The 25,825-nt window shown below is 44.4% G+C and carries 31 protein-coding genes and 1 pseudogene; 11 read left to right on the plus strand and 21 right to left on the minus strand.

Annotation, left to right across the window (positions count from 1 at the left end; all coding sequences use genetic code 11):
* Positions 1-16: 16 nt before the first annotated feature.
* Positions 17-1,081: an aspartate phosphatase RapD gene (gene rapD, locus SB658_RS13510; RefSeq protein ID WP_021480787.1), complete on the plus strand. Its 1,065-nt coding sequence runs from the start codon at positions 17-19 to the stop codon at positions 1,079-1,081.
* Between the two features lie 22 nt (positions 1,082-1,103).
* Here rapD and flhP read toward each other — a convergent pair whose 3' ends face one another.
* The 5 genes from flhP to SB658_RS13535 form a co-directional block, all read right to left on the minus strand.
* Positions 1,104-1,913 carry a flagellar hook-basal body complex protein FlhP gene (flhP, locus tag SB658_RS13515; protein WP_088467428.1) on the minus strand — a complete coding sequence of 270 codons (810 nt, stop codon included), beginning with the start codon at positions 1,911-1,913 and terminating at the stop codon, positions 1,104-1,106.
* A gap of 32 nt (positions 1,914-1,945) precedes the next feature.
* Complete coding sequence (gene flhO / locus SB658_RS13520; protein ID WP_032727034.1) at positions 1,946-2,758, minus strand: flagellar hook-basal body complex protein FlhO; 813 nt, start codon at positions 2,756-2,758, stop codon at positions 1,946-1,948.
* Between the two features lie 162 nt (positions 2,759-2,920).
* Positions 2,921-3,922 carry a cell shape-determining protein Mbl gene (gene mbl, locus SB658_RS13525; protein WP_003227776.1) on the minus strand — a complete coding sequence of 334 codons (1,002 nt, stop codon included), beginning with the start codon at positions 3,920-3,922 and terminating at the stop codon, positions 2,921-2,923.
* A 165-nt stretch (positions 3,923-4,087) separates the two neighbouring features.
* Entirely contained in the window at positions 4,088-4,369 is a 282-nt protein-coding gene (spoIIID, locus tag SB658_RS13530) for a sporulation transcriptional regulator SpoIIID (protein ID WP_003221804.1), read from the minus strand.
* A gap of 14 nt (positions 4,370-4,383) precedes the next feature.
* Positions 4,384-4,494 (minus strand): protein usd, encoded by a 111-nt coding sequence (locus SB658_RS13535; protein WP_010886628.1) that lies wholly within the window; start codon positions 4,492-4,494, stop codon positions 4,384-4,386.
* A 224-nt stretch (positions 4,495-4,718) separates the two neighbouring features.
* On the opposite strand from SB658_RS13535, the gene SB658_RS13540 reads away from it, so the two are divergent.
* Positions 4,719-5,132: a MarR family winged helix-turn-helix transcriptional regulator gene (locus SB658_RS13540; protein ID WP_003227771.1), complete on the plus strand. Its 414-nt coding sequence runs from the start codon at positions 4,719-4,721 to the stop codon at positions 5,130-5,132.
* 21 nt (positions 5,133-5,153) lie between these two features.
* Positions 5,154-6,344, plus strand: coding sequence for an MFS transporter (locus SB658_RS13545; protein WP_032722676.1), 1,191 nt, complete (start codon positions 5,154-5,156; stop codon positions 6,342-6,344).
* Positions 6,345-6,436: 92 nt separating this feature from the next.
* Here SB658_RS13545 and SB658_RS13550 read toward each other — a convergent pair whose 3' ends face one another.
* From SB658_RS13550 to SB658_RS13570, 5 genes are all read right to left on the minus strand, one after another.
* The gene (locus SB658_RS13550) at positions 6,437-7,843 is read right to left on the minus strand and encodes a right-handed parallel beta-helix repeat-containing protein (RefSeq protein WP_032722677.1); all 1,407 of its coding nucleotides are present in this window, start codon (positions 7,841-7,843) and stop codon (positions 6,437-6,439) included.
* Between the two features lie 105 nt (positions 7,844-7,948).
* Entirely contained in the window at positions 7,949-9,421 is a 1,473-nt protein-coding gene (pucI, locus tag SB658_RS13555; RefSeq protein WP_032722678.1) for an allantoin permease, read from the minus strand.
* 178 nt (positions 9,422-9,599) lie between these two features.
* Positions 9,600-10,958 (minus strand): MFS transporter, encoded by a 1,359-nt coding sequence (locus SB658_RS13560; RefSeq protein WP_029726045.1) that lies wholly within the window; start codon positions 10,956-10,958, stop codon positions 9,600-9,602.
* Entirely contained in the window at positions 10,958-11,527 is a 570-nt protein-coding gene (locus SB658_RS13565) for a hydrolase (RefSeq protein WP_003227761.1), read from the minus strand. The genes SB658_RS13560 and SB658_RS13565 overlap by 1 nt, the downstream gene beginning before the upstream one ends.
* 183 nt (positions 11,528-11,710) lie before the next feature.
* On the minus strand, positions 11,711-12,175 hold the full coding sequence (locus SB658_RS13570; protein ID WP_108029075.1) for a hypothetical protein: 465 nt from the start codon (positions 12,173-12,175) through the stop codon (positions 11,711-11,713).
* A 281-nt stretch (positions 12,176-12,456) separates the two neighbouring features.
* Between SB658_RS13570 and amtB the strand changes: the two genes are divergently transcribed.
* The 3 genes from amtB (at position 12,457) to bcrC (ending at position 14,797) form a co-directional block, all read left to right on the plus strand.
* Positions 12,457-13,671, plus strand: coding sequence for an ammonium transporter AmtB (gene amtB, locus SB658_RS13575; RefSeq protein WP_003227757.1), 1,215 nt, complete (start codon positions 12,457-12,459; stop codon positions 13,669-13,671).
* A gap of 11 nt (positions 13,672-13,682) precedes the next feature.
* Positions 13,683-14,033: a P-II family nitrogen regulator gene (locus SB658_RS13580; RefSeq protein WP_003221829.1), complete on the plus strand. Its 351-nt coding sequence runs from the start codon at positions 13,683-13,685 to the stop codon at positions 14,031-14,033.
* Between the two features lie 182 nt (positions 14,034-14,215).
* Entirely contained in the window at positions 14,216-14,797 is a 582-nt protein-coding gene (bcrC, locus tag SB658_RS13585) for an undecaprenyl-diphosphate phosphatase BcrC (RefSeq protein WP_003243362.1), read from the plus strand.
* Between the two features lie 40 nt (positions 14,798-14,837).
* Here the strand turns inward: bcrC and SB658_RS13590 are convergent, their stop codons facing one another.
* Together SB658_RS13590 and spoIIQ are read right to left on the minus strand one after the other, a co-directional pair.
* The gene (locus tag SB658_RS13590; RefSeq protein ID WP_024573493.1) at positions 14,838-15,260 is read right to left on the minus strand and encodes a VanZ family protein; all 423 of its coding nucleotides are present in this window, start codon (positions 15,258-15,260) and stop codon (positions 14,838-14,840) included.
* 110 nt (positions 15,261-15,370) lie between these two features.
* Positions 15,371-16,243 carry a stage II sporulation protein SpoIIQ gene (gene spoIIQ / locus SB658_RS13595; protein WP_072175616.1) on the minus strand — a complete coding sequence of 291 codons (873 nt, stop codon included), beginning with the start codon at positions 16,241-16,243 and terminating at the stop codon, positions 15,371-15,373.
* Between the two features lie 138 nt (positions 16,244-16,381).
* Between spoIIQ and SB658_RS13600 the strand changes: the two genes are divergently transcribed.
* The 3 genes from SB658_RS13600 (at position 16,382) to SB658_RS13610 (ending at position 17,678) form a co-directional block, all read left to right on the plus strand.
* Positions 16,382-16,873, plus strand: coding sequence for a GNAT family N-acetyltransferase (locus tag SB658_RS13600; RefSeq protein WP_072181891.1), 492 nt, complete (start codon positions 16,382-16,384; stop codon positions 16,871-16,873).
* Positions 16,870-17,388 carry a DUF5362 family protein gene (locus tag SB658_RS13605; RefSeq protein ID WP_144500493.1) on the plus strand — a complete coding sequence of 173 codons (519 nt, stop codon included), beginning with the start codon at positions 16,870-16,872 and terminating at the stop codon, positions 17,386-17,388. Before SB658_RS13600 ends, SB658_RS13605 begins: the two co-directional genes overlap by 4 nt.
* Before the next feature lie 158 nt (positions 17,389-17,546).
* Entirely contained in the window at positions 17,547-17,678 is a 132-nt protein-coding gene (locus SB658_RS13610; protein WP_144500492.1) for a hypothetical protein, read from the plus strand.
* On the opposite strand, the gene SB658_RS13615 is transcribed toward SB658_RS13610, so the two are convergent.
* Positions 17,675-18,109 carry a YwnF family protein gene (locus SB658_RS13615; protein WP_015251026.1) on the minus strand — a complete coding sequence of 145 codons (435 nt, stop codon included), beginning with the start codon at positions 18,107-18,109 and terminating at the stop codon, positions 17,675-17,677. The genes SB658_RS13610 and SB658_RS13615 overlap by 4 nt on opposite strands.
* Positions 18,110-18,342: 233 nt before the next feature.
* Between SB658_RS13615 and cls the strand changes: the two genes are divergently transcribed.
* Positions 18,343-19,791, plus strand: coding sequence for a cardiolipin synthase (gene cls, locus SB658_RS13620; RefSeq protein WP_003243311.1), 1,449 nt, complete (start codon positions 18,343-18,345; stop codon positions 19,789-19,791).
* A 20-nt stretch (positions 19,792-19,811) separates the two neighbouring features.
* Here the strand turns inward: cls and mta are convergent, their stop codons facing one another.
* A complete protein-coding gene (gene mta / locus SB658_RS13625; protein ID WP_029945993.1) occupies positions 19,812-20,585 on the minus strand; it encodes a transcriptional activator Mta in 774 nt (257 codons plus the stop codon).
* Between the two features lie 144 nt (positions 20,586-20,729).
* On the opposite strand from mta, the gene SB658_RS13630 reads away from it, so the two are divergent.
* Positions 20,730-21,113 (plus strand): DUF5362 family protein, encoded by a 384-nt coding sequence (locus tag SB658_RS13630; RefSeq protein ID WP_003227738.1) that lies wholly within the window; start codon positions 20,730-20,732, stop codon positions 21,111-21,113.
* Between the two features lie 34 nt (positions 21,114-21,147).
* Here SB658_RS13630 and SB658_RS13635 read toward each other — a convergent pair whose 3' ends face one another.
* From SB658_RS13635 to SB658_RS13665, 7 genes and pseudogenes are all read right to left on the minus strand, one after another.
* Positions 21,148-21,789 (minus strand): NAD(P)-dependent oxidoreductase, encoded by a 642-nt coding sequence (locus SB658_RS13635; RefSeq protein WP_122895657.1) that lies wholly within the window; start codon positions 21,787-21,789, stop codon positions 21,148-21,150.
* 67 nt (positions 21,790-21,856) lie between these two features.
* Complete coding sequence (locus tag SB658_RS13640; protein WP_003227734.1) at positions 21,857-22,258, minus strand: Rrf2 family transcriptional regulator; 402 nt, start codon at positions 22,256-22,258, stop codon at positions 21,857-21,859.
* 134 nt (positions 22,259-22,392) lie between these two features.
* Positions 22,393-24,102 carry an urease subunit alpha gene (gene ureC / locus SB658_RS13645; protein WP_123373663.1) on the minus strand — a complete coding sequence of 570 codons (1,710 nt, stop codon included), beginning with the start codon at positions 24,100-24,102 and terminating at the stop codon, positions 22,393-22,395.
* Complete coding sequence (ureB, locus tag SB658_RS13650) at positions 24,099-24,473, minus strand: urease subunit beta (RefSeq protein WP_003227726.1); 375 nt, start codon at positions 24,471-24,473, stop codon at positions 24,099-24,101. The genes ureC and ureB overlap by 4 nt, the downstream gene beginning before the upstream one ends.
* Positions 24,470-24,787 carry an urease subunit gamma gene (gene ureA, locus SB658_RS13655; protein ID WP_003227724.1) on the minus strand — a complete coding sequence of 106 codons (318 nt, stop codon included), beginning with the start codon at positions 24,785-24,787 and terminating at the stop codon, positions 24,470-24,472. The genes ureB and ureA overlap by 4 nt, the downstream gene beginning before the upstream one ends.
* 194 nt (positions 24,788-24,981) lie before the next feature.
* Positions 24,982-25,139: pseudogene (locus SB658_RS13660) on the minus strand (hypothetical protein).
* 211 nt (positions 25,140-25,350) lie between these two features.
* Entirely contained in the window at positions 25,351-25,533 is a 183-nt protein-coding gene (locus SB658_RS13665) for a transporter substrate-binding protein (protein WP_144500491.1), read from the minus strand.
* Positions 25,534-25,825 lie beyond the last annotated feature (292 nt).

A 25,825-nucleotide genomic window follows, 5' to 3' on the forward strand; every position in this document is an offset into this window, starting at 1 on the left:
GCAAAGAGGTAGGAAAATGATTTCGAAGTTTATTGAAAAAAGAATGCTAAACATGTTAGACGAGTGGTATTCCGCAATGAGCAAACGCAAAATGAATCACGTTTGCACACTGAAAGAGAAAATTGACCAGCACCTTCCGAAGATCAAAAAGAACACAAAACTTTGGATGCGTTATCAATTGTTTCAGGCCCGCCATCAGCTGCTTTTTGAAAACCAGAACGGACTCGATTCATTGTTCGATGACCTATATGGCCTGGAAGACAAAATGGATGATGAATTGAAATATTATCTGTATTTTTTCTCTGGGTTATATGAGATGGTAAAAACAGCTCCGAAACATGCAGTACATCATTTTAAAAAAGCTGAACAGTACCTGGCCGCCATTCAAAATACGTTTGAAGCCGCTGATTTATATTATCAAACCGCCGGCGCCTATTACTTGATGAAATCACCGCCGCTTTCCATCCAATACGTCAAAAAAGCATTACACATCTATTTGCACCAATTCGGCTATATCAAAAAGGTAATCACCTGTAAACTTTTGCTCGCCGTGAATTATATTGATCAAGAACGCTATGAAAAAGCTGAACAGCTTTTCAAAGAAATCATTAAGAAAACCCAGCAACTACATGACGAAAACCTGCTATGCCACGCTTATTATAACCTTGGCTTTTTAAAAGCGACCGAGAAAAAAGACCAGGAAGCGCTTCTTTACTTTAGAAAAGTATTAAAGAATCAAGAATTTGAAATGAATTCACCAGTCTCATATCTTCATTGTGTGTACGAGTCTGTCAGAGCGCTTTTTAAAACAGGGAACATCACAGAAGCTAAAGCCGTCCTTCATAAAGGAAAAGAATTATCTGAAAAGGTAGACATTCAAACCATTTATTTAAAATTAAAAACGCTTGAAGCCCTCTACACATCAGCCGAAGACCCTTATGAGCAGCTGCTCGAATATGTGCTTGAATTAGAAAAAATCGAGGCGTGGGTGGATTTAGAAGTGCTGTTAGAAGATATTACGGAATACTACAAAAAAAAGGACGATTTCGAAAAAGCCGCTTTTTTTATCATGCGCGGCTGATTGAAAAACGCCCATTTTCTTATTATCTGACTGAATTGATTAAACCGAGCATTTGATCTCCCATTGTGATCGTTCTGCTGTTCAGCTGATATGAACGCTGGGACGTGATCAAATCTGTCATTTGTTCTGAAATATCGACATTGGACATCTCAAGTGAGCCCTGCTGCATGCCGATGTTTTGTCTATTAGCGCCGTTCAGCTCTTCAAAAGCTGCCGCATTATCAATAGAGAAAAGGTTATTCCCTTCTGATTTCAGCTCTTGAGGGTTATTCACTTGGACAACGCCAAGATTAAACCGCTGAACCGCGTTTCCGTCAGATGCGGTTAAGGTGCCGTTCTTATTGATGGTGATATTCTTCATTGAGCTGTCGATGTTCAATGTATTGCCGTTCTCATCAAGTACGGGATACCCATTTCCAGTGACGAGCTGCAGCTGGTTGGCATTCGCAGCGGACGGCGTTACATACAGCGCCCCGTCCCTCGTATACTGGCGGTTTCCATTTACATTTACCTGAAGATACTGGTATGGAGACGTAAATGCGATATCCAGATCGCGATCGGTCTTCTGAATGCTTCCTTGATCAGAGACCAGGCGTGAATTCATCATCGCTCCGACGCCAAGGCGCAAGCCGGGCGGCGTTTTTCGGGCTTTTGCCACTTCCTCGTTTTTTTCATCAACCTGATCGAATTGCTGTCTGACAAGCTCAGAAAAATTCGTATCTTTTGCCTTATAGCCGGTTGTGTTGCTGTTTGAAAGGTTGCTGCTGATTGTGTCAATCTGCTGCTGCAGCTGGTTTAAGGTTGTTGATGCCGTTAGCATTGACCTGAGCATAGTTGATGTCCCCCGTTTTTTCTTCCGTTATCTTAAATTTTTCCAATTTCATTTGCTGCTTTATCCATACTTTTATCGTAAGCCTGAATAACCTTCTGATTCGCCTCAAACGATCTGTACGCTTCAGTCATTTCTGTATAGGCGCTTGTCACATCCACGTTTGAAAGCTCTGAGACGCCTTGTTTTAATGAATAGGCTACCTGATTATTTCCGGCTGCGCTTGGCAGATCATTACCGTCCGCCGTGCTGTACAAATCATTTCCGTCCCGTTTGAGATTGCGGACATCTTCCGCCATTCTGACATCAATCTGGCCGGCTGTGCGTCCGTTCGTTGTCACAGTACCGTTTTCAGACACAGTGAAATTCTCATTATCAACAGTGATTGGCTGGCGATCCGTCGATAAAATAGGGCGTCCGTTGATCGTCAGCTGATTGTTTTCATTTAGTGAAAATGTGCTGCTTTTTGAATAACGGATTCCATCCGCTGTTTGAACCGGATAAAAAAGAGCAGCTTTTTCATTGGTTTCCGCATTCATCGGAACTTGATTTTCGATCAATGCAATGTCTGTAGGCTGGTCTGTGGACTTCAGGCTTCCCTGTGTAAAGAGAGGCTTGAGCTCCTGCATATATACTCCGGTATTCACGGAACCGATTTCCGTCCTTGATGTCCCGGCCGGAGATTTTGATTCTATTCTGCTGAGCAGCATCTCAGGGAACGCGCGCATAGAGCCTTGATCAGCTTTATATCCTGATGTATTTGCGTTAGCAATATTATTTGAAAGCATTTCCGTTCTTCGCTGCTGGGCAATCATTGCGGATGTTGCTGTATATAATCCTTTTAACAAATTTCCCACCTCTAAAAATGGCATTTTTCCCAGTTGTCATATAGGAACGTTCGTTCTATAATAAAAACTCAGTATTTTATCCTATTATCGTCATTTAACACCTTTTCGTGAAGGCTTTTTCATAAAAAAACCTCATTCTTTTTCAGAATGAGGTTTGTGAAATCAGCTTAGTTTGCGTTTAGGAAGCTTGTCCATATTATCAAGCATGACACCTGTGCCGATGGCTACGCAATCCATAGGATTTTCAGCAACGAGGACCGGTACCTTCAGCTCTTCAGCAAGCAGCTGGTCAAGGCCGTTTAAGAGCGCGCCTCCGCCGGTAATAATAACGCCGCGGTCAATAATATCAGCAGAAAGTTCAGGCGGTGTTCTTTCGAGCACTTGTTTCGCAGCCTGAACAATAACAGCGACAGATTCACGAAGGGCTTCTTCAACTTCTTTACTGTTTACTGTAATTGTTCTTGGAAGACCGGAAACCATGTCCCGTCCGCGAATGGAAATTTCCTCGTGACGTGCGTCTGGGAAAACAGTTGCGACTTTAATCTTAATATCCTCCGCAGTACGTTCGCCGATCAGCAGCTTGTACTCGCGTTTGATATAATTTAAGATTTCCATGTCAAACTTGTCCCCAGCCATTTTAATAGAAGAGGAGGTGACAATATCGCCCATTGAAATAACCGCGATATCCGTCGTCCCGCCTCCGATGTCTACAACCATGTTACCGCTTGGCTGGAATATTTCCATACCCGCGCCGATAGCGGCAACTTTAGGTTCTTCTTCAAGGTACACATGTTTCCCGCCGCTTTTTTCTGCAGCTTCTTTGATTGCTTTTTGCTCAACGGATGTAATATTCGTCGGGCAGCAAATGAGCATGCGCGGCTTTGAGAACAGGCCTTTTACATTCAGCTTGTTAATAAAATGTTTCAGCATTGCTTCTGTTACTTCAAAGTCAGCAATAACTCCGTCTTTCAGCGGGCGAATCGCAACAATATTCCCAGGTGTACGTCCAACCATTCGTCTTGCCTCTTCGCCAACCGCCAGCACTTTGCCGCTGTTTTTATCAAGTGCAACAACGGAAGGTTCATTCAGAACAATTCCTTTACCTTTAACATGGATCAGTACATTTGCAGTACCGAGGTCAATACCAATATCCCTTGCAAACATCTATTTATATCCTCCTTGAAAATCTGTTTCACAGTAAATATCCACATTGTGCCCTAATTATATATATTATCATAAAATATAGAAAAAAAGTTGGAAGCACAATAAGTTCTTTACAAATTTTTGCGGATGTTTTATGAACGATTTCAAGAAGGCAATGCCAGGTGATTACGATTGCTGAACAGGCTCTCCTTCGAGAATTTCATCTTTTTTATATTTGAGCTTTGTCGCTTCTCCTCCTCTTAAATGCCTGATGGATTTATGATAATCGAGTATTTCTTTCACTTCGTTTGCCAAGTCGGGGTTAATTTCAGGCAGACGCTCTGTTAAATCCTTGTGTACTGTACTTTTGGAAACACCAAATTCCTTCGCAATGACACGAACGGTTTTCTTTGTCTCCACGATGTACTTCCCTATCTTGATTGTTCGCTCTTTGATGTAATCGTGCACACCACTCGACCTCCCTAAAATGGATGTGAGAAGTGTGAAATGAGATCCGTATTCTGTAAAGAGTCGTTCATTATGCCGCTTCTTCGTTGTATGGTTTTAAAAGTAAGTTTGTGAAATATGCCCACGATCCCTCACCTCAAACACTCTCTTTGTTAGGTTTGTAACAGTGTATTAGCATTCTTTTGGGAATATGCTAAAAACTCAATAAGGACAAGGGGTGAAACGAACTTTTTCAAATTCAGCAAACTATTTCGCGTCACTAAATTTTCATCTTTACAACTATTGATCGCTCCTGTAAAATGAAATAAGCAATTAGTTACTTAGGTAAGTTTTTTAGAAGGAGACCGACATGTCCTACGTCAACAGACACCTCATTCATCAAATCAACCAAAGCGCCCGCCTGATTGCCAAGAAAGCCAATGAACAGCTAGAGCCATTCGGCCTTTATTCATCTCAATGGTCAGTTTTATATTGTTTGCGTACGATCGGACCAATGACTCAAAAAGAGATTTGGTCCTATTTAAATGTGGAAGCGCCGACTGTGACTCGGACGATCAAACGCCTGGAGGAGAACGGCTGGGTTCAGAGACGGCAAGGTGAAGACAAACGGGAAAAACTTGTTGTCCTCACAAAAGAAGCCGAGAAAAAATACGAAGAAATTAATGTGAAAATGCTGAAATTCGAGGAAGAGCTGCTTGCTGATTTCCGGGATGAAGACAAAGAAGCTTTTTCTCATTTATTCCGCATGTTTTTACAACAATGAAAATAAGGAAGTGACATACATTTGAAAAAAGCGGATGCGATATGGACCAAGGATTTTATTATGGTCCTGCTTGTCAATTTATTTGTGTTTGTGTTCTTTTATACATTTTTAACTGTATTGCCGATCTATACGCTGCAAGAGCTTGGCGGCACAGAATCACAAGGCGGGCTTTTAATCAGCCTGTTCCTTCTGTCTGCGATCATTACACGGCCTTTCTCCGGAGCCATCGTTGAGCGTTTCGGGAAGAAAAGAATGGCGATTGTATCAATGGCGCTCTTCGCCCTATCATCTTTTCTGTATATGCCGATTCATAACTTTTCCCTGCTGCTCGGATTGCGGTTCTTCCAAGGAATTTGGTTCAGCATTTTAACGACTGTTACAGGTGCAATTGCCGCTGATATTATTCCAGCCAAACGGCGCGGTGAAGGGCTTGGATACTTTGCCATGTCTATGAACCTCGCTATGGCGATCGGGCCTTTCCTTGGTCTGAATTTGATGAGAGTGGTAAGCTTTCCTGTATTCTTTACAGCCTTTGCGCTGTTTATGGTTGCGGGCTTACTTGTTTCGTTCTTGATAAAAGTGCCGCAAAGTAAGGACAGCGGTACGACTGTATTCCGTTTTGCGTTCTCGGATATGTTTGAAAAGGGCGCACTCAAAATTGCGACGGTCGGTTTGTTTATTTCTTTCTGTTATTCAACAGTCACATCATATCTGTCTGTATTCGCCAAATCAGTTGACCTTTCGGATATCAGCGGATATTTCTTTGTTTGTTTTGCGGTGACAATGATGATTGCACGCCCGTTCACAGGGAAATTGTTCGACAAAGTCGGACCGGGCATTGTCATTTATCCATCAATCCTGATTTTCTCTGTTGGACTCTGCATGCTGTCCTTCACACATAGCGGCTTAATGCTTCTGCTTTCAGGGGCGGTTATCGGTCTTGGCTACGGATCAATCGTTCCTTGCATGCAAACATTGGCGATTCAGAAATCTCCGGCTCACCGCTCCGGTTTTGCAACGGCAACGTTCTTTACCTTCTTTGACAGCGGAATTGCTGTAGGATCTTATGTATTCGGATTGTTTGTAGCATCTGCCGGCTTCTCTGCCATTTATTTAACAGCGGGGCTGTTCGTTTTAATTGCCCTGCTTCTCTACACGTGGAGCCAGAAAAAACCTGCTGAGACTGAAGGAAAAGTGTCTATTGCAGAATAACTTGTCAGACTGCCGGGAAATCCCGGCAGTCTTTTTTACATATAAAAAACGGCGTCCCTCTCAGTTGAACGAGAGAACGCCGCTTATGGCAATTATTCAATGACAGGCCGCGCAGGTGAATCAGGATCTAACGAAAAATCATAGGACGCTTCATCACGAAACATCGGATCGGCATAAATGGATTGCTGATCGTTTTTTGTTGCTTTTCGATACGAAGAAAATGAATCATATTCTTTCTTTTTCCACATCCATATGCCGTCTTGATCCGCTTCCTTGTGGTACACGTTATGATTGACCGTATTTCCTTCATTTTCTGTAAAATCGTTTCCGATAAATAATCTGGAATCACCGGCCGTCAATATATTCTTTTCAATTGTGTTGTTTTTCGTATCGTACTGCAGCAGCAGCTGTCCGCCGTACAGTCCCTTTGTGTCATTCCGGTACATAATATTGCGGGCAATCAGAGAATTGCTGGTGCCGCCCCGCTTTTTGTCATATCCTCCGATTGAAATACCGGTGTACGCATTGTTGTACACTTTGTTGTCAGTGATCTGAATGGCATTTGCATACTTTCCTTTGTGTTCAGACGTTGCTTCAATCCCAATATCGTTATCGTAAACTGTGTTGTTCTTAATTTCGATATCGTGTCCTCCATCGACATAAATCCCGCCCGCTGAGTATTCATCTCCATAAGCAGGATTGCCGTAAGTCGAGTTTTGATAAACTGTATTGTTTTCTACGACTCCGTTTCGCACGTAATCGTTTTTATCCGCGGTTCCCTCATAACCAATTAGATCAATCCCGATGTTGTTATTGTTGCGGACCACATTGCCTGCAACTGTGAAGCCGTCGATATTACCGTTCAGCACAACTGCTTCACTCGCTCCAAGCGTCAGTTTCTCAACTGTATTGTCCTCGATTCGGATGTCTTTCATGCTGCCAGTCCCATAAACTGCGATTCCGTGAGCATTTCCTTCATCCGCAGTTGTCTTAATACCCCGGATGTGATTATCCTTAATGGCGATATGACTGCTGGACCCTGATACATAAATCCCTATAGCAGTTGCTTCCTCAGATGAAACAGAAAGATCTTGAATTGTTAAACCGCTGATGGCAATGTCATGTTTATCGTGAATACGAATAAGCGGTGTTTCATATTCAGCGTTCGCAACGGATTCACCGCTAATCACGACGTTTTCATTTTCATAGTTTCGGAATGTGATAGGCTTTCCGTCCGTACCGCTGTGCTTTACATCAAGGGTCTCATGATACGTGCCCTCCCGAATCATGACAGTTGTGCCGGCAGCAGCCTTCTCAAATGCGTGTGCCAATGTACGAAACGGCTTTTCTTTTGTTCCTTCATTTTGATCACTGCCATTTGGCGAAACATACAGATAATCCCCAGATCCTTCCTCATTCGCTTTTGTCTTATCATAAACGAAAGCGAGGATGACAGACGTTAAAACACCCGCCAAAAGAATAAAATACCATTTTCTCATTTTCGATTCCCATTTCGTTTTAGAATAGATTTCTAAAACCATTATAAATGTTCTATTTATGGAAAACCATTTCAAAAATATGAAAATATACCGTCTAAATAGATCTTATTCAGCCTGGCGGACCTGCGCATGTTCAACTGTTTCAATTGCCAATGATGCAGGCGGGTGAACACGCATCAGAACAATGTAGAAAAGAAAGGAAATCAGCACACCTACAAACCAAGAAATATCGTATAAGCTCTTCAATACAGGAACATACATGCCAATCAGCGAAATCAGCGCTCCTAACATTGTGGCTGCAAACGCACGGTAATTGTAGCCCTTCCAATACACATACCGTCCTGTTTCGGAATACAGGTCATCTACCGAGAGCTCACGTTTGCGAATGATAAAATAGTCGGCCATCATCACGCCTGCCACCGGTCCAAGCATGCCGCCTATTAAGCCAAGAAACGCATACACGCTTGTCGCGCTCTCCATCAGCTTCCATGGAACCGTAAATAAAGCGAGCAACGCTGTGATAAAGCTGCCACGTTTGAAATTGATATATTTCGGCAGGGCATTCGCTATATCATAAGCGGGCGATACGATGTTCGCCGCGACATTTACAGAGATCGTGGCGATGCAGAGTGTGATCACGGACAAGACGATGACATAAGGGTTATCAAACCGCGCCAAAATATCGACAACATCCCAAATCGGCTCTCCGAACGCGACCTGCGAGCCGGAGGTCACCGTAATACTTGCGAATGCGAACAGCGCAAACGTTCCCGGCAAGCCGTAAAATTGTCCTTTGATTTGCTCTTTTTGTGTTTCAGCAAACCGTGTAAAATCAGGTATATTTAAGATCAATGTCGCCCAGATGCCGATGATGCCAGTAACTCCGGCAGCAAACGGCCAGAATGTTTCTGAAAACGTATGAAACTTTCCTGGTTGAGAGTATATCGGGCCCAATCCTCCGGCAATATCAACGGCCCACCATACCATGCCTCCAAATACCAGATACACTAAAGGCCCTGCCCACACCTCAAAACGTTTAATCGACTCCATGCCGTGATGCAATACGAGTAAATGAATGGCCCAAAAGAATACAAAGGAAAGCAAACCGGACAAGTGAATGCCGAGAATGTTCCACTCGCCGCCAATTTCTCCCCAGCCTGGCCACATATTCAAAAGCAAAATGTTCAGTGCCGTGCTACCCGCAAAGGTCTGGATGCCAAGCCACATGATAGCTGTAAACGCCCTTAGAAGCGCGGGGATATTCGCGCCGTATATCCCGTAAGAAGCCCGAATGATCACGGGAAACGGCAGCCCGTATTTTGCCCCCGCATGGCCGTTTAAGGCAAGAGCGCCAAATAGGATAAGTGATGCCGTAATAATGATCGCCAGCACCTGCCAAGGCGAAAGGCCGATCGCAATTAATCCTCCCACCGTCGCGTAGGTCGGTATGTTATGTATACATCCCATCCAAATGGAGGCAAAGTTCATTGCTTTCCACGTCCGTTTTTCCTGTCCCAAAGGCACCAGATCTTCATTGCTCAGCCTGTTGGATTGCTGCTGACTCTCTTTTAATTTCATAGCCGGCTCCCCTTTCCATATTGTCTATATGTCATCACGTTATGTTTTTTGACATCAGATGTCACTTAATATAACTGAAGAGTCAGACAATAACACTGGCTATGATATACAATTTTCCCGTTTGTATTTGAACAGCTTAAACAAGAAAAAGAGACAGACCTCAGAGCCCGTCTCTTTCTCAAGATGCAGTTTTCATTAATGCAGCAAATCTCACAGCCATTAACAGGCTTGCTCCGCCCGCTATGATCATAATGATTCCCATCATATCAAAATGGGCTGCCGTGATTTCTTTGCCAAAAAGAATGCCAAGGATCACCGAAGACAAAATCGATCCTAGGTAACGGCAGGTTTGAAACAGGCCTGAAGTCGTTCCTACCATGTTGGAAGGACTCGTTTTCAGCATCGCTGCCTGAAGCGCGACATTGCCCAGTCCGTAGCCTATACCCAAGAGCGACAGAATGAGCCCTTTACCGATGGTCTGGACATTGATAAAAAAGATGGTTAAGAGCACGGCTCCAGCCGTCATCAAAAGCGCTCCCGCAAAGATCGGCTTGACGACACCAGATCGGTCGATCCATTTGCCGGTTAGAGGTGACACAACGATGCTCATTCCAGACATAAACAGCATAAACAGGCCGCTCGTTTGAACAGAAAGATGCATTTCATCCTGAAAGTAACTTGGCAGACCAAAAAATAAACAATAGAAGAAAACATTCAATAAAATAAACTGAACATACACGGCTGACAGGTTTCGCTGTGTTTTAAACAGACGGACATCAATAAACGGCTTATCCGTTTTCAGCTCGCGCCAGACAAACGCACAGAGCAGAAGCAAGCCAAGCACACCTTCAACCGCATGCGGCGACGTGCTGAACGACAGCAAAAAGGATAGAAGGAAAATGATTCCCCCGGCAAATAAAACAATTCCAAGAATGTCGAGCTGCTGAATAATGGTTTTGATTCCCGCCCCTTTTTTCTGATCTTTCGGGAACATATACAGGCCCAATAAGAAGCTGAGGATTATAAACGGCAAATTAACGATAAAGATCGCCGGCCAGCCTCCCCATACAATCAAAAACCCGCCGACTGTCGGCCCCAGCGCCGTCATGGCGGACGCAAAAATAGAGAGTACAGCCAAGGCTGAAGCTTGGCGCTCATGAATATGATTCCGAATCAAGCCGACACCTGACGGATAAATCGCACTGCTCCCCACCGATTGAAACAGCCGCATGACCAATAATGTCATAAACGTCGGCGCAAACGGCGCCCCGATGGCAGAAACCGCAACAAGAATAAGCCCGAATAAAAACAAGCGTTTCCGCCCAATCAAATCACCGAGCTTCCCCGTTACGGGCTGTGCCACGGCACTCGCCAAGTAAAACGAGGAAATCAGCCAGGAAACCGTTGTAAACGAGAGGTGAAACTCATGCTGGATGCTATGGAGCGCAAGAGAGATCATAGACGAGTTCAGCGGATTCAGCATTGTTCCCGAAGCCACCGCTGTTAAAAAAACAGCCCGGCTTTTTTTCGATAACATCATTTCACTTGTTCCAGAAACTCTTCCGTTGTCCGCGATTTACCGATTCTCGGGAAAATAAAGCGCAGTGTGGCTTCATGCTCTTCATCGCTAAATGTGGACATGGCATCTGTAATAAAAATCTGCTGATAGCCAAGCTGAAATGCCTCCCGTGCTGTGCTTTCCACCCCAATATTCGTTGCGATGCCGCACAGTACAATCGTATCAATGCCGCGACGTCTCAGCTGCAAGTCTAAATCTGTGCCAAAAAAAGCACCCCATTGCCGTTTTGTCACAGTATAATCGCCATCCTGCACACCGATTTCCGGAACAAATTCGGCCCAGTCCGCCGGCATTTCCCCTGAACCTCCCTGCGCAGGCTCATCCGTTTGCGGCTTCAGGGCGTCCGCTCCATCATGAAAGGCTACATTTACAAAGCTGATGAACCCGTTATGTTTCCGAAATTCATCTACGAGCTTTTTCGCGTTCGGGACAACCTGGCCGCTTTGATCAATCGGCACAATCCCCTTTTGTAAATCAATGATAACCAATGCTGTTTTTTGAAAATCAATGTTGAGTGTATTCATCATACGTCTCCTCCTGATACTGTTAGTGTTTCTCACATTGCATATTTTACTCTTCACACTGCCTAAGTTCTTTTATGATGCTTGTGAAATTCTCAGAAGGAGCGTTGTCTCATGATTTTTCTTTTATGTAGTAGTAACAGGTTGTGCATACGAACAAACCGGCAAGCACTGTAATCATAAAGGGCGTCATCGCTTCATCACCTGCCTGCTGTCTATCGGTTCCTGCCTGAAAATGCCCATGAATTTGCGACGGTCCATCCAAAGCAGGATGAGACACATAACCATTAATATCGTGCTAAGATCCTGCACGCCAATATCAAAACAATAGTTAATCAAGACGATGTTCACAATAATGGGCATAAAAATAACCGCCCCTAATGCAGCCGTTCGCGGAATCAGTAATAAAACAGCTGCCAGGATTTCACCAAAACCTATAAACAGTTCATAGACATGAGAATAACCGAAAAATGTCCACGCGATCGTAAACCCCTTCCCGGCAGCCGCCTCGATTTCAGGCGTCACCTCGCCAAACTGGCCAATTACCACTTTCGCCAGACCGTACACGAAAAAATTAAAGGCTAAAAACAATCGGAACGTCGCGGGAATCGACTTGCGTAATGCTCTCCTCAGCCTGCCGCCTTTATTCATCATACATCCCCCTCAGTGTATTATTTGATGTAGTACACTTAATACAGTATAGAGTATTCTAATTAATGTCAATTCCCTTTTCTGCTCATATGAATAGCTTCTTTTATAGATACAAAGTCTTATATCGTAAAAAATGCCGTTCTCCTTTCTTGCCGTCCCTCGATAACATTCCTTAAAAACCATGTCAGGAAATCTTACATGAAAATGTTTTATCATTCTTTTTTCTCTATAATGAAGAAATATAATAATTGCTTTTTATTCTGAAAGATACGGAGGAATGAGACATGCAAATGGGCGATACAGTTTTTATGTTCTTTTGCGCTTTACTCGTGTGGCTGATGACCCCGGGATTAGCGTTATTTTATGGAGGAATGGTAAAGAGCAAAAATGTGCTGAGCACTGCCATGCACAGTTTCTCTTCCATTGCCATCGTTTCCATCGTTTGGGTGCTGTTCGGATATACACTTGCCTTCGCACCAGGCAATTCAATCATCGGCGGGCTGGAGTGGGCAGGCCTCAAAGGGGTCGGATTTGATCCGGGAGATTACAGCGATACCATCCCCCACTCGTTATTTATGATGTTCCAAATGACGTTTGCCGTTCTGACTACAGCGATTATTTCCGGGGCCTTCGCAGAGCGGATGCGATTCGGCGCTTTTCTTTTATTCTCGGTTTTATGGGCCTCTTTGGTTTACACACCCGTAGCGCACTGGGTATGGGGCGGCGGCTGGATCGGCCAGCTTGGAGCGCTCGATTTCGCCGGCGGCAATGTTGTTCATATTTCCTCCGGTGTGGCAGGACTTGTTCTTGCCATTGTGCTAGGCAAACGGAAAGACGGCACAGCGTCTTCTCCGCATAACCTCATTTACACCTTCTTAGGAGGAGCTTTGATTTGGTTCGGCTGGTTCGGCTTTAACGTCGGCAGCGCTTTGACTTTAGATGGTGTAGCCATGTACGCGTTCATCAACACAAACACCGCGGCTGCAGCCGGGATCGCCGGCTGGATCTTAGTAGAATGGATCATTAACAAAAAACCGACAATGCTCGGAGCGGTATCTGGCGCAATCGCCGGGCTTGTCGCCATTACGCCGGCTGCCGGATTTGTCACACCGTTCGCTTCCATTATTATCGGCATCATCGGCGGAGCTGTTTGTTTCTGGGGAGTATTCTCGCTTAAAAAGAAATTCGGATACGACGATGCGCTTGACGCCTTTGGCCTGCACGGGATCGGCGGCACATGGGGCGGAATCGCAACAGGATTATTCGCAACAACCTCTGTTAACTCAGCGGGCGCAGATGGGTTATTTTACGGTGATGCAAGCTTAATCTGGAAACAAATCGTCGCCATCGCCGCCACTTATGTTTTTGTATTTATTGTCACTTTCGTTATTATTAAAATTGTAAGCCTCTTCCTTCCCCTTCGCGCAACCGAAGAAGAAGAGTCACTTGGGCTTGACTTAACGATGCACGGGGAAAAAGCATATCAAGATTCTATGTGAGGAGTGACGCTATGAGCGGTCAAATGTTCAAGGTAGAAATTGTAACGCGTCCGGCAAATTTTGAAAAGCTGAAGCAGGAACTCGGAAAAATCGGAGTGACCTCTCTGACTTTCTCCAATGTACACGGCTGTGGCCTTCAAAAAGCACATACGGAGCTCTATCGAGGGGTAAAAATAGAAAGCAATGTATACGAGCGTTTAAAAATAGAAATTGTGGTCAGCAAGGTTCCTGTTGATCAAGTGACTGAGACCGCTAAAAGGGTGCTGAAAACGGGATCACCGGGTGACGGTAAAATATTTGTCTATGAAATCAGCAATACGATCAACATCCGCACAGGCGAAGAAGGACCTGAAGCACTTTAATATCGGTACGAGATTCGGACACTCCGGATCTCTTTTTTTGTGCACAGAATCCCCCCCCAGAAACCGCGATTCCTCTTCGAATTCTCTTCAAGTGCCGTTATTTCAGACAATCTCTATTTTTATTTGAAACTTTTCATGAGTAAGATTAGTCTACTAAATATAAAAATGTAAAAGGTGATTATTTGAACTACGAAATTTTTAAAGCAATCCATGGACTATCTCATCACAATTCGGTTCTCGATTCCATTATGGTCTTCATAACGGAATATGCCATTGTCGCCTATGCCCTTATCCTATTGGCAATCTGGCTGTTCGGGAACACACAAAGCAGAAAACATGTGCTATACGCAGGCATCACAGGAATTGCAGGCCTTGTGATCAACTATTTGATTACGCTTGTTTATTTCGAACCGCGCCCGTTCGTTGCGCATACAGTGCATACACTGATTCCGCATGCTGCGGATGCTTCATTTCCAAGTGACCACACGACAGGTGCATTAGCGATTTCTATTGCGATGCTTTTCAGAAACCGCAAAATCGGCTGGCCGCTTGTCATTTTTGGGCTTTTGACAGGCTTTTCGAGAATTTGGGTGGGACATCACTATCCGGTAGATGTATTGGGCAGCCTCGTTGTCGCCATCATTATCGGGTTCCTTTTCTTTAGATTTTCAGATCTGCTTCGCCCGTTCGTCGATTTGGTCGTGAGGATCTATGAAGCTATTATCAATAAACTGACGAAAAAACCAACCGATCAAAATTTCTAAGAAAAACAAAAGCCGGCGTCTTTAACCAAGACAGCCGGCTTTAATATTTCTCATACATCTCTTGTTTTCTTCGCTTCGCCAACACATATAAACCATAAAACAATCCAATACCAACAGCATCGATGAGCACATCCCGAATACAACCGTTCCTGCTGAAGAAGAGCTGAAGAACTTCTGTAAAAAAAGCAAACGCAAATGAGCCGGCTGAAGCTGATCTTATGCTGCCCCGCTGTTTCCACAGCAAATATGTCAGCACAAAGAAGGAAAACGCATGTCCGATTTTTTGAATAAACGCTTCAGGGACAGTAAGCTCAGTAAAATCCATAACTAAAAATTGAGACAGATCAGGGTGCGGCTGAAAATGAAAAGCCACCGTTTGCGATACGACCATGCCGCTGAAGCTTTCCGTACAGACAGAAAGCAGGATAAAAAAGATCCAGCCTGCGAGCAATAGGCGGTTCATGACATAACCTCCTTTATAACGTACGTGCCTACATGTAACTACATAGACGGTAAAACAAAGCAAAAAGTAACAGAAAAAAACGCCCATCACAAGGATAGACGTTTTCTTCATTAAGACTGTTCAGTGTCTTCTGTTGTGCTGCTTTCTTTGGAACCAGATTTGTCAGTTGAATCATCCTTTTTCTCACCGGATTTTTCTTCTGTTCCTTTTTCAGTTGATCCGTCCTTTTTCTCGGAAGATTGCTGAATGGATTCTTCTGTTTCTTGGGTGGCAGCTTTTTCTTCAGCAGCTGCTGCTTTTTCAATAGAAGAAACTGGTTTGTCCATAAAGTTTAACGGATTCATTGCGACCCCATTTTTACGGATTTCAAAGTGCACGTGGTTTCCGCTGTCTTCACTGTAAAGGTTCTTGCCAGATTTTCCGATCACTTGATTTTGTTTTACTTTGTCACCTTGCTCAACGCTTACTTCGGAAAGAGATTGATACACAGTCGATAAACCGTCGGCATGTTCTACTTCCACAACATATCCCAGCACTGGATCTTTTTCAGCTTTAACAACCGTACCGCTCAGAGAAGCAGAGACATCGAAATCTTTCCCGTCTTTCTCAGCTAAGTCAATTCCTTTGCTTAGGCTGTACGTGTTATTATAGGTAACGAGTGCTGCTTCTTTCTCTTCTTTTGCGGCATCGGTTTCATAGAACTTTTTCACAACAGAAACGTTTTCAGAATCAACAACTGGCATTGCGACATTTTCCATTGACTTTCCTACTTCAACTGCATCGTCGTTGTTGTCATATGCGGAGTTTCCGCCGTTATCAGCCAACTGATCCTTTACCTCATCATTTGATACTGATTGATACCAAAGGACAGCTGTTAAAATGACGGCCGCACTGACTAAGTAAATTGCAGGGAACACCCAGCGTTTACGAAAAAACTGCTGAAGTTTTTTGACTTGAGAAGTTTTCTTTTCTTCCTCTCTCATTGTTTCATCACCTCAGCAACATTCTGAACACTTTTCTGAAAATATATACACCTATCCAAAAAACTTTTTAAGATGTAGTTTGCACAGACTGAACGAAAATATGTATTTTTTTGAGAGGAGTGCTAAAAACATATGAACATGACATTGCGCCTTGCTGAACATAAAGACTTGGAGGCTGTTGTGGCGATTTATAATTCAACGATTGCTTCTCGAATGGTAACAGCCGATACCGAACCGGTAACTCCTGAAGATCGGATGGAATGGTTTTTAGGACATACAGAGGCACGCCCGCTCTATGTGGCCGAGGACGAAAACGGAAACGTCGCTGCCTGGATCAGCTTTGAAACATTTTATGGAAGGCCAGCCTATAATAAAACAGCGGAGGTCAGCATATACATTGACGAAGCATGCCGCGGCAAAGGCGTTGGATCATATTTGCTTCAGGAAGCGCTCCGCATTGCGCCGGATCTTGGCATCCGCTCACTTATGGCCTTCATTTTCGGGCATAATAAACCAAGCCTGAAGCTGTTTGAAAAGCACGGGTTTGCAGAATGGGGACTATTCCCCGGCATCGCCGAAATGGACGGAAAAAGATACGATTTAAAAATTTTAGGGAGAGAGCTTTCATGATTAGTCTGGATAAAGATGAAAACGAAATTGAAAATCATAATGAAGAAAATAGCCTCGTTGAAGAGGAGACTGCACCTGTTGAACAGGAGACCCGCCAGCTGAGCGCCTCTGCTGTCAAGTCGCTATCCGACATTGCCAAGTGGGGCAAAATTTCTGGCATCTTGTTAATCATTATGGGATCGCTTGTCACTCTGTCTGTTTTGATGACAGTGATTGGCGCCATCCCGGGCGTGCTGCTCATTATATCAGGCGTATTTTTGATGCGCTCAGCAAAAGCAGCCGCGGAAGCCGAAGGAAATCTAGCCGGCAGCGCTGGCGAAAGCATGCTTGAGAACTATGGAACGTTTATTAAAATGCAGCTGTTTTATGCAGCATCCAGTATCGTTACTGTCCTGATCGGGATCATTGTAGCCATTTTCGTGCTGGTGGTAATCGGCATTGCTGCTTTTGAGAACACGCCTTCGTATGATGATCCGGATTCTTATTATTATGAGGATGATCCGGTGTTTGAATAATGATGAGACAGGACAGGGCATGAGTTCCATATAAACGGAACCATGCCTATTTTATTTGACTATTCAAAGCAGGCCGGCGTAAACACCAAATCCTGAAGCAAGCATACAATAGACATCTCTAGTAGTGGAAATCAACAAAGCAACGCTGTTACCCAGAAATGAATATCAAAAAAACGGATGAAGTCGGAATCAATCCGAAACCGCACTTTTTATTTCGGGTGTCTGCATGCAAAAAAACACACCCGGATCGTCTGGAAAATCCCAGAAATCCGGGTGCATTTCTTCTTTAATACATTTTTTTGCGTCTGTCTTCCTCAGTCAAAAATTCAACAAAACTCCGCATCGCAAAAGGCTCTTCCTTTATTTGTCGTGCGTAGGAGCTTTTCCGCTCTTCTGAAAGGATTTCGCTCTTTTTGATCCTGTTCAGCATATAGATGTGAACCGTTTTTTGGATTTGTTTATGCTGATAGCCTGCCTCTTTAAAAAATGCGAGCCCGAGCGCCGCCAAAATGGCGAATATGCCTGCGCTGATCAGGGACTCCCTGTCAGCTGAAGCATGAAATAGAAAAGCAGCTAAATTAAAGAGAGAGAATGCAGCAAGCGGAATAGCAAGAAAACGGTAAATGACGGTTTTTTTCATGAAAGGCTGTACGGCCTTTTGAATTTTTTGCATTTCTGTTTTGATGAACCCCGGCATTTGTTCGACTCTGTAAAAGTTCATATAATCCTCCCCCTTTATTTAATCTTCACGAACGTTACATATGTGTTTATTTTAACGCAGGTGCAAGCTGGTTTTAAAGAAATCTGCCCGTATTTTTCACGAAGAATCTGGATCGCCGCTCTTTATTCTTTTAAAATGTGAGTGTTATAATTTGTAATGGGAATCAGATCACTGTTATTCATGGAATACTAATGGCAATCTTCTTGATAAATATGAATGAGCGGGGTTACAAAGTGAGTATTTCTTCCATCCTTTTATCACTTTTTTTCATTTTAAATATTCTTTTGGCCATCATTGTCATCTTCAAAGAACGGCGCGATGCCAGTGCATCTTGGGCGTGGCTGCTTGTTCTTTTCTTTATTCCCGTTTTAGGCTTTATTTTATACTTATTATTCGGCCATAATCTCAGACGCAAGCATTTGTTTCAATGGGAAGACCGGAAAAAGATTGGAATTGAAAGGCTGCTGAAGCATCAGCTTGAAGATTTAGAAACCAAGCAATTTCAGTTTAACAACCGGGCAACCTTTGATAACAAAGATTTAATTTATATGCTGATTATGAATAACCATGCTGTGTTTACAGAGGATAATTCAGTTGACGTCATTACAGATGGACGGGATAAATTTCAGCGGCTGCTGAGTGACATTTCAAAGGCTAAGGATCATATCCATTTACAGTATTATATTTATAAAGGCGATGAATTAGGCAAAAAATTGCGGGACGCTCTCATCCAAAAGGCGAAAGAAGGTGTTCAGGTCAGAGTGCTTTATGATGAACTCGGGTCCAGAACGCTGAGAAAAAAGTTTTTTAAAGAGCTTCGCGAGGCTGGCGGGCATGTGGAGGTCTTTTTCCCGTCAAAGCTCAGGCCGATTAACCTGCGGCTGAATTACCGGAACCATCGAAAGCTTGTGATCATAGACGGTATGACCGGTTATGTCGGAGGCTTTAACGTCGGAGATGAGTATCTAGGGCTTAATCCGAAATTCGGTTATTGGCGGGATACGCATATCCGGCTGCAAGGAACGGCCGTGCACGCCATCCAAACACGGTTCATCCTTGACTGGAACCAAGCTTCTCATCACCATACGCTGACATATATTCCAAATCACTTTCCTGATTACGGCCCAAAAGGCAACGTCGGGATGCAGATTGTCACAAGCGGCCCTGATTCGGAATGGGAACAAATTAAAAATGGCTACATCAAAATGATTTCGAACGCCAAGCGTTCCATTTTGATACAAACACCTTATTTTATCCCAGATGCAAGCCTGCTGGATGCTTTAAGGATCGCTTGCCTTTCGGGCATTGACGTTAACATTATGATTCCGAACAAGCCCGATCACGCCTTTGTATACTGGGCAACACTTTCGTATATCGGCGATCTGCTGAAAGCCGGAGCCACTGTCTATATTTACGATAACGGCTTTATTCACGCGAAAACCATCGTGGTGGATGACGAAATCGCTTCAGTCGGCACAGCGAACATTGATGTCCGAAGCTTCAGGCTGAATTTTGAGGTTAATGCATTTATTTACGATATCACCATTGCTAAAAAACTGGTTTCAACTTTTAAAGAAGATTTGCTAGTATCCAGAAAATTCACCTATGAGGAGTATCTGCAGCGCCCGTTGTGGATTCGAATAAAAGAATCCGTCTCGCGGCTGTTGTCGCCGATCTTATAAGATGCGAAAACCCCCGGCCTTTACGGCCGGGGGTTTTCCTGATGGTCACAGTAAATGATGATCGCCTCCCGCAAAAAAGCGGCAAGACCTTCTCCATATTGATTGATTGAATCGGTAAATCGCTCGTCAGTGATATACACTTCCCCGAGTCCTCTGAAAATGTCGAGTGTGCAATCGTAATGATATTGGCAAATATGATCGCGAAATGCCCCCACTGCGGCCTGAACCTCTGCATCATCGGGCCCATGCTTCATTCGCGCCGCAATTCGTCTGTAAATCGAATCAAATTCAGCCATGATCGTGCTCCAATCATCTGCCGAGTATGCAGATGTCCTTTTCTCTGTTTCTTCTGCGATTTCCTTACCATACAGCTTTCTGACTTCATCAGCGTATGTCTGCTGATGCTCTTCAATGTCTTTCATGCTTAATCCGGCAAATAAATCCCTCTTATTCATCGTTTCCCCTCCATCAACGGACAAAAGCGTCCTGTCAATTGTTTGAATCATCTCATCCATTCTTTGTTTTTTCTTCATCAATATCTCCTTTTGCGACTGAAGTGCCGCTTTCCGGTCAAAATTCGGATGATCCAGCATCTCTTTAATCTCATCCAGACGAAACCCGATTTCCTTGAAAAATAAAATCTGCTGCAGTCTTTCCAGGTCTGCGTCACTGTACAAACGATACCCAGCATCAGTAAGCGCTGAAGGATTCAGAAGCTCAATATTGTCATAGTGATGAAGCGTCCGAATGCTAACACCTGATATCTCCGCCACTTGTTTAACTTGATATTTCATACATAACACCTCCTCTTTTTTATCGTAAACAATCACGAAACGTTAGGGTCAATCCCCAAAATGTTATTTTCTATATACAAAACTTCTCACAAATAGTGTATAAAAGAAAAGTGAGTATTTTTTTGTAAAGGGGAGCCAGTATACATGAATCCTGAAACAATGAACAAAACCCTCATCAGCATTTCGAAATGGGGAAAAGCTACAGGCATTTTATTTATTATTATGGGCGCAATTACCGCGCTTTCAGGCGCGTTCTTTTTTCTAATCGGTGCCGTGCCAGGCGTACTGCAAATTATTTCCGGTATCTTTTTGATGAGGTCAGCTAGGGAAGCAGGCCAAATGGCTGAACACAATAGCGGACAGTCTGAAGACTTAATGCTGGAGAATTACGCGAAATTCGTAAAGATGCAAGGGATTTATTTGATCGTAAGCATTGCTGTATCCATTCTTGCGATTATCGCCTTCTTCATCTTTTTAATGCTTGGGATTGCTGACGGCCTTTTCAGCGATACGTACAGCACTTATTAATGAGAAAAACCCGGAGCTGGCTCCGGGTTTTTTATTATTCCGCTTCGCTTACCACTGTGAAGCGTTCATTTTTGTGTTCGGGATGTTCAAGCTCATCCAACACGGCAATGGCATAATCTGCATAGCTGATATAGCTGTCGCCTTTTGCATTTACGATGACATTGTCTTTTCCTTTTTGGTAAGAGCCAGTCCGTTTTCCTGCTGGATCAAAAAATGCCGCAGGACTGAGGAACGTCCAGGAAATGGAGTCTGTCTGCTGCAAATCTTTCAGGTTCTCGCCTTGATTTGATGCAGTTGGCAAATATTCTTTCGGAAATTCCGGCGTATCCATTAAACGGGTTGTTTTGGCTTCATCAACAAACAGGCTTCCCGCTCCGCCAACAACAAGCAATCTTGTGTGCTTCGCGTCCTTTAAGATGCTGATGAGTGCTCTTCCTGCTTCAACATGAAGATGTTCTTGGCCGGGTGCTGCTCCAAAAGCGTTTACGACCGCGTCGAAAGACTTGATGTCTTCCGCAGTCAGTTCAAACACATCTTTTTCCAAAACCGCTACGTCCTGCTCCTGCACTTTTGAAGCGTTTCTGACGATGGCTGTCACTTCATGGCCTCTTGTTTTCGCTTCTTTCAAAATCTCGTTTCCCGCTTTCCCGCTTGCGCCGATAATACCAATTTTCATTTTTCATTTCCTCCTTATTTGTAACAATTTTAGTTACATGTTAGCGGTGAGAAGTCATCCCTTTTGATTAAAAGAGATGATTCATAACATCTTTTAATGACTTGCTTGCCAGTTCATTTTCCATCGCTCTTTGCACACTTTCAAACGTTTCATCCAGAGCGTTCTGAATTTTTTTCCCTACCGGACATTTCGGATTCGGGTTTTCATGAACCGCAAAGAGTTCTTCTTGCTTTTGGACAGCCCGGTACACTTCTAAAAGAGAAATATCAGCAGGATCTTTTTTGAGGCTTGCACCCGGCACCCCGGCGCGTGATGTGAGAATATCAGCTTTTTTCAGCAGGCTGATCATTCTTCGCACAACTACCGGATTCGTGTTGACACTGTCTGCAATGATTTCTGAAGATGTTTTTTCATCCATCGAGATGAGGGATAAAATATGAATGGCAACAGCAAGACGGCTGTTAATCATGTTTTTTCACCACCGTTGTAACTATAATAGTTACATTTGATTCGTTTGTCAACATCTAATATACACTAAATACACGGGTTTTGTGCACCGTTTTTAGTCAATAGAACGGCCGGATGCACTCCGGCCGCGTCTTATCAGAATAAGAAATATCTTTGTCCAAGTGGGACATAATCGACAGGCTGGCAAGACAATTCCTCCCCGTCAGCAAAGACCTGATAGGTTTTTGGATCAATCTCAATCTTCGGCAAAGCCGAATTCAGCTTCATATCCAGCTTGCTCAGCTTTCTGATATTTTTAACTGGAGAAATCCTTTTTTCCAGCCCTAAGCTTTCCGCCACACCTAGCTCTATGCTTGCCTGAGACATAAATGTAATCGAGGTTGAGCGGTTGGCTTTTCCGTAAGACGCATACATTTGGCGCATGAAAACCGGTTCAGGAGTCGGGATGGACGCGTTCGGATCTCCCATTTGCGCACGTGCAATCATGCCGCCCTTTAAGACCAGTTCCGGTTTTACGCCGAAAAATACCGGGTCCCACAGAACGAGATCAGCAAGCTTCCCTTTTTCCACCGAGCCGACCTCATGGCTGAGCCCGTGCGTAATTGCCGGATTAATCGTGTATTTTGCAATGTACCGTTTTGCGCGCACATTGTCATTCCCGTTTTCGCCGGCAAGAGCGCCGCGCTGTTTTTTCATTTTATCGGCTACCTGCCATGTTCGGATGATCACTTCACCGACCCGCCCCATCGCTTGGGAATCCGATGATGTCATGCTGATCGCACCGATATCATGGAGAATATCCTCCGCGGCAATCGTCGCCGCCCTGATTCTGGAATGGCTGAACGCCACATCTTCAGGCACTTTCGCATCTAAATGGTGGCAGACCATCATCATGTCAAGATGCTCATCCATCGTATTAACGGTATAAGGAATGGTTGGCGTTGTAGATGACGGCAGAATGTTCGCGTAAGAGGCGAGCTTCATAATATCCGGAGCGTGGCCGCCGCCTGCTCCTTCAATGTGATAAGTATGAATGACCCGGTCCCCGATCGCGTCGAGCGTGTTTTCCAAAAAGCCCGCTTCGTTAATCGTATCGGTATGGATGGCAACTTGAATATCAGCCTCGTCCACGACTTCCATACACGTTTTAATGGCGCTTGGCGTCGTGCCCCAGTCTTCATGAAGCTTAAGGCCGATGGCGCCGGCTTCCACCTGCTCGATTAGCGGCGCTTTATCGGATGCATTCCCTTTTCCTAAGAAGCCGACATTGATCGGAAACTCCTCGGCCGCTTCCAGCATCCTCGCCATATACCACGCGCCGGATGTACAAGTTGTCGCTTTGCTGCCTGTCGCGGGTCCAGTTCCGCCTCCCAAAAGGGTTGTCACACCTGAAGAAAGCGCAACTTCCATCTGCTGAGGACAAATAAAATGAATGTGCGTGTCCACTCCCCCGGCTGTTAAAATTTTGCCTTCACCGGAAATCACCTCTGTCCCCGCTCCGATGACCATGTGCGGATCGACTCCATCCATGATATCAGGATTTCCGCTTTTTCCGACACCGACAATCCGGCCGTCTTTCACACCGACATCCGCTTTGACAATGCCTGTGTAATCCAATAGCACGACGTTGGTGATAACCAAATCCAAAGCGCCGTCCTTCCCTGTGATTCTGCCGTTTTGGCCCATGCCGTCGCGGATTGTTTTTCCACCGCCAAAGATCATTTCTTCACCGTATACTGTGAAATCCTTTTCGACTTCGATCCATAAATCCGTGTCGCCCAATCTGATTTTATCGCCCGTTGTCGGGCCAAACAGTTCCGCATATTCCTCCCGTGACATTTTCATCGGATTACACCCTCCATCCAGCCGGCTTGTTTTAAGTTGGCCAACGTTTTTTCTTTGCCGCGTTCATCGATAAACGTGTCGGCCATTCCGTTCAGCCCTCTAATTGTCTTGCGTCCTCTGATTTCCACTAGTGAGACCGTTTTCTGCTCTCCCGGCTCAAAACGGACCGACGTGCCTGATGGAACATCAAGACGCATGCCGATCGCCAGCTCACGGTCAAATAATAAAGCCCCGTTGGCCTCCGCAAAATGAAAATGCGAACCGACTTGAATGGAGCGTGATCCGGTGTTTTTTACCGTTACCTCCCGTATCTCACGGCCTTCATTAATCGTAATGGTTCCCTCAGCAATTTGAAATGCTCCCGGCTTCATGACTTCACCTCCGCAGAAATTGGCTGATGTACCGTAACAAGCTTTACTCCATCCGGAAATGTGGCCTCCACCTGAATGCTGTCCAGCATCTCAGGCACACCTTCCATCACATCTTTTTCCGTTAATACATGGCGGCCGGCTTCCATCAGCTCTGCTACTCCCTTCCCATCACGTGCGCCTTCCATAATAAAGCAGGTGATATAAGCAGCAGCCTCAGGATAGTTCAGCAGAACGCCCCGCGCCTTTCGCTGTTTGGCTAATTCCCCCGCTGCAAAAATGAGCAATTTTTCTTGTTCAACCGGTGTCAGTTTCATCTGTAATCCTCCTTCTTTTGTCATATAAAGCGGATGCGGTTACTACGAATTTGTGGAGCATGCAGGCGGGACATCACCTCCCTTTCTTCGAGAATGGGGGTCATACGGTAGGGTGCCTTTCAAAGCGGCATGCCGTTTCTTCATCAGCCTTGCCATGGTCAACAACCGTTCCCCTGTCGATTACAGAAAGATAGTCAGCACAGATTAACGCGTTTTCCAGACTGCGCTCGACTAAGATAACAAATGTATTTTTTCTGGAAATTTCTATAATAACTTGTCTGACTAGTTCGACAATTAAAATCTGAATTCCTTCCAATTGTTCATTAAGTAAAATATTTTTCGGATTTACCATCAGCGCTCTGGCGATTGCAAGCTGCTGCTGTTGACCGCCTTTTCGTTTTGAACAAACGTTTGATTAAAACAAATAGCCCCCCTGTTTAGCCGGAAGCAGGCCTATGAAGTGGATTGGCCTACTCCATTTCGGCCTAATACAGCGACAATCTGCCCCGGGTGAACCTCCATGCTGAGGCTGTGCTAAACCATCGATTGATCATAACCAGACGTTACATTCCTGATGGCAGCCCGTTGTTTTGCTCCGCAACCGGAAGCATGGCATGGAGGCCAGTCTGAGGCGCCGTCCTCCACGATACCGAGAACCCGACTATTGCCATTAACTCCGCATCATGGACGGTCACTTCGCTGATCGCCACCGTTCCTCTTAACGAGTGAAGAATTCCGGCCTTCACTGAATCCCCGCTTGTGTCGATATCAACTGTTTTTTCGCACTCCCGTGGCTTCCGACACTTTCTTCGGTGCAGTACATTCCGTCATCAAAACCCCTTTGTTTGATTTCTCCAAATGATGTTATAAAAGTTTACAACTTATGTCATTATTATATAGAAGAGGCCTATTAATTCAAAGAATATTTAAAAAATTTAGTTACCTTGACCAAATCAGCTTCTTTTTTTGTTATATTTATTCACATCAGAAAAAGCGAACAAAAAAAGACAAGAAACATTTCGTTTCCTGCCTCTTCCG

This window comes from Bacillus sp. SIMBA_008 (assembly GCF_046535495.1).
Taxonomy (GTDB): domain Bacteria; phylum Bacillota; class Bacilli; order Bacillales; family Bacillaceae; genus Bacillus; species Bacillus subtilis.

Excerpts from the sequence above, each read along its gene's own strand:
- SB658_RS13635 (WP_122895657.1), bottom strand. The coding sequence starts at position 21,789 with ATGAAAATTGGTATTATCGGCGCAAGCGGGAAAGCGGGAAACGAGATT.
- ureB (WP_003227726.1), bottom strand. The coding sequence starts at position 24,473 with ATGAAGCCGGGAGCATTTCAAATTGCTGAGGGAACCATTACGATTAAT.
- SB658_RS13565 (WP_003227761.1), bottom strand. The coding sequence starts at position 11,527 with ATGATGAATACACTCAACATTGATTTTCAAAAAACAGCATTGGTTATC.
- ureA (WP_003227724.1), bottom strand. The coding sequence starts at position 24,787 with ATGAAACTGACACCGGTTGAACAAGAAAAATTGCTCATTTTTGCAGCG.
- SB658_RS13630 (WP_003227738.1), top strand. The coding sequence starts at position 20,730 with ATGAATCCTGAAACAATGAACAAAACCCTCATCAGCATTTCGAAATGG.
- SB658_RS13560 (WP_029726045.1), bottom strand. The coding sequence starts at position 10,958 with ATGTTATCGAAAAAAAGCCGGGCTGTTTTTTTAACAGCGGTGGCTTCG.
- SB658_RS13605 (WP_144500493.1), top strand. The coding sequence starts at position 16,870 with ATGATTAGTCTGGATAAAGATGAAAACGAAATTGAAAATCATAATGAA.
- ureC (WP_123373663.1), bottom strand. The coding sequence starts at position 24,102 with ATGAAAATGTCACGGGAGGAATATGCGGAACTGTTTGGCCCGACAACG.
- SB658_RS13570 (WP_108029075.1), bottom strand. The coding sequence starts at position 12,175 with ATGATGAATAAAGGCGGCAGGCTGAGGAGAGCATTACGCAAGTCGATT.
- SB658_RS13640 (WP_003227734.1), bottom strand. The coding sequence starts at position 22,258 with ATGATTAACAGCCGTCTTGCTGTTGCCATTCATATTTTATCCCTCATC.
- SB658_RS13610 (WP_144500492.1), top strand. The coding sequence starts at position 17,547 with ATGAATATCAAAAAAACGGATGAAGTCGGAATCAATCCGAAACCGCAC.
- SB658_RS13540 (WP_003227771.1), top strand. The coding sequence starts at position 4,719 with ATGTCCTACGTCAACAGACACCTCATTCATCAAATCAACCAAAGCGCC.
- amtB (WP_003227757.1), top strand. The coding sequence starts at position 12,457 with ATGCAAATGGGCGATACAGTTTTTATGTTCTTTTGCGCTTTACTCGTG.
- spoIIQ (WP_072175616.1), bottom strand. The coding sequence starts at position 16,243 with ATGAGAGAGGAAGAAAAGAAAACTTCTCAAGTCAAAAAACTTCAGCAG.
- mta (WP_029945993.1), bottom strand. The coding sequence starts at position 20,585 with ATGAAATATCAAGTTAAACAAGTGGCGGAGATATCAGGTGTTAGCATT.
- rapD (WP_021480787.1), top strand. The coding sequence starts at position 17 with ATGATTTCGAAGTTTATTGAAAAAAGAATGCTAAACATGTTAGACGAG.
- SB658_RS13590 (WP_024573493.1), bottom strand. The coding sequence starts at position 15,260 with ATGAACCGCCTATTGCTCGCAGGCTGGATCTTTTTTATCCTGCTTTCT.
- pucI (WP_032722678.1), bottom strand. The coding sequence starts at position 9,421 with ATGAAATTAAAAGAGAGTCAGCAGCAATCCAACAGGCTGAGCAATGAA.
- SB658_RS13600 (WP_072181891.1), top strand. The coding sequence starts at position 16,382 with ATGACATTGCGCCTTGCTGAACATAAAGACTTGGAGGCTGTTGTGGCG.
- flhP (WP_088467428.1), bottom strand. The coding sequence starts at position 1,913 with ATGCTCAGGTCAATGCTAACGGCATCAACAACCTTAAACCAGCTGCAG.
- SB658_RS13550 (WP_032722677.1), bottom strand. The coding sequence starts at position 7,843 with ATGAGAAAATGGTATTTTATTCTTTTGGCGGGTGTTTTAACGTCTGTC.
- SB658_RS13615 (WP_015251026.1), bottom strand. The coding sequence starts at position 18,109 with ATGAACTTTTACAGAGTCGAACAAATGCCGGGGTTCATCAAAACAGAA.
- SB658_RS13580 (WP_003221829.1), top strand. The coding sequence starts at position 13,683 with ATGAGCGGTCAAATGTTCAAGGTAGAAATTGTAACGCGTCCGGCAAAT.
- mbl (WP_003227776.1), bottom strand. The coding sequence starts at position 3,922 with ATGTTTGCAAGGGATATTGGTATTGACCTCGGTACTGCAAATGTACTG.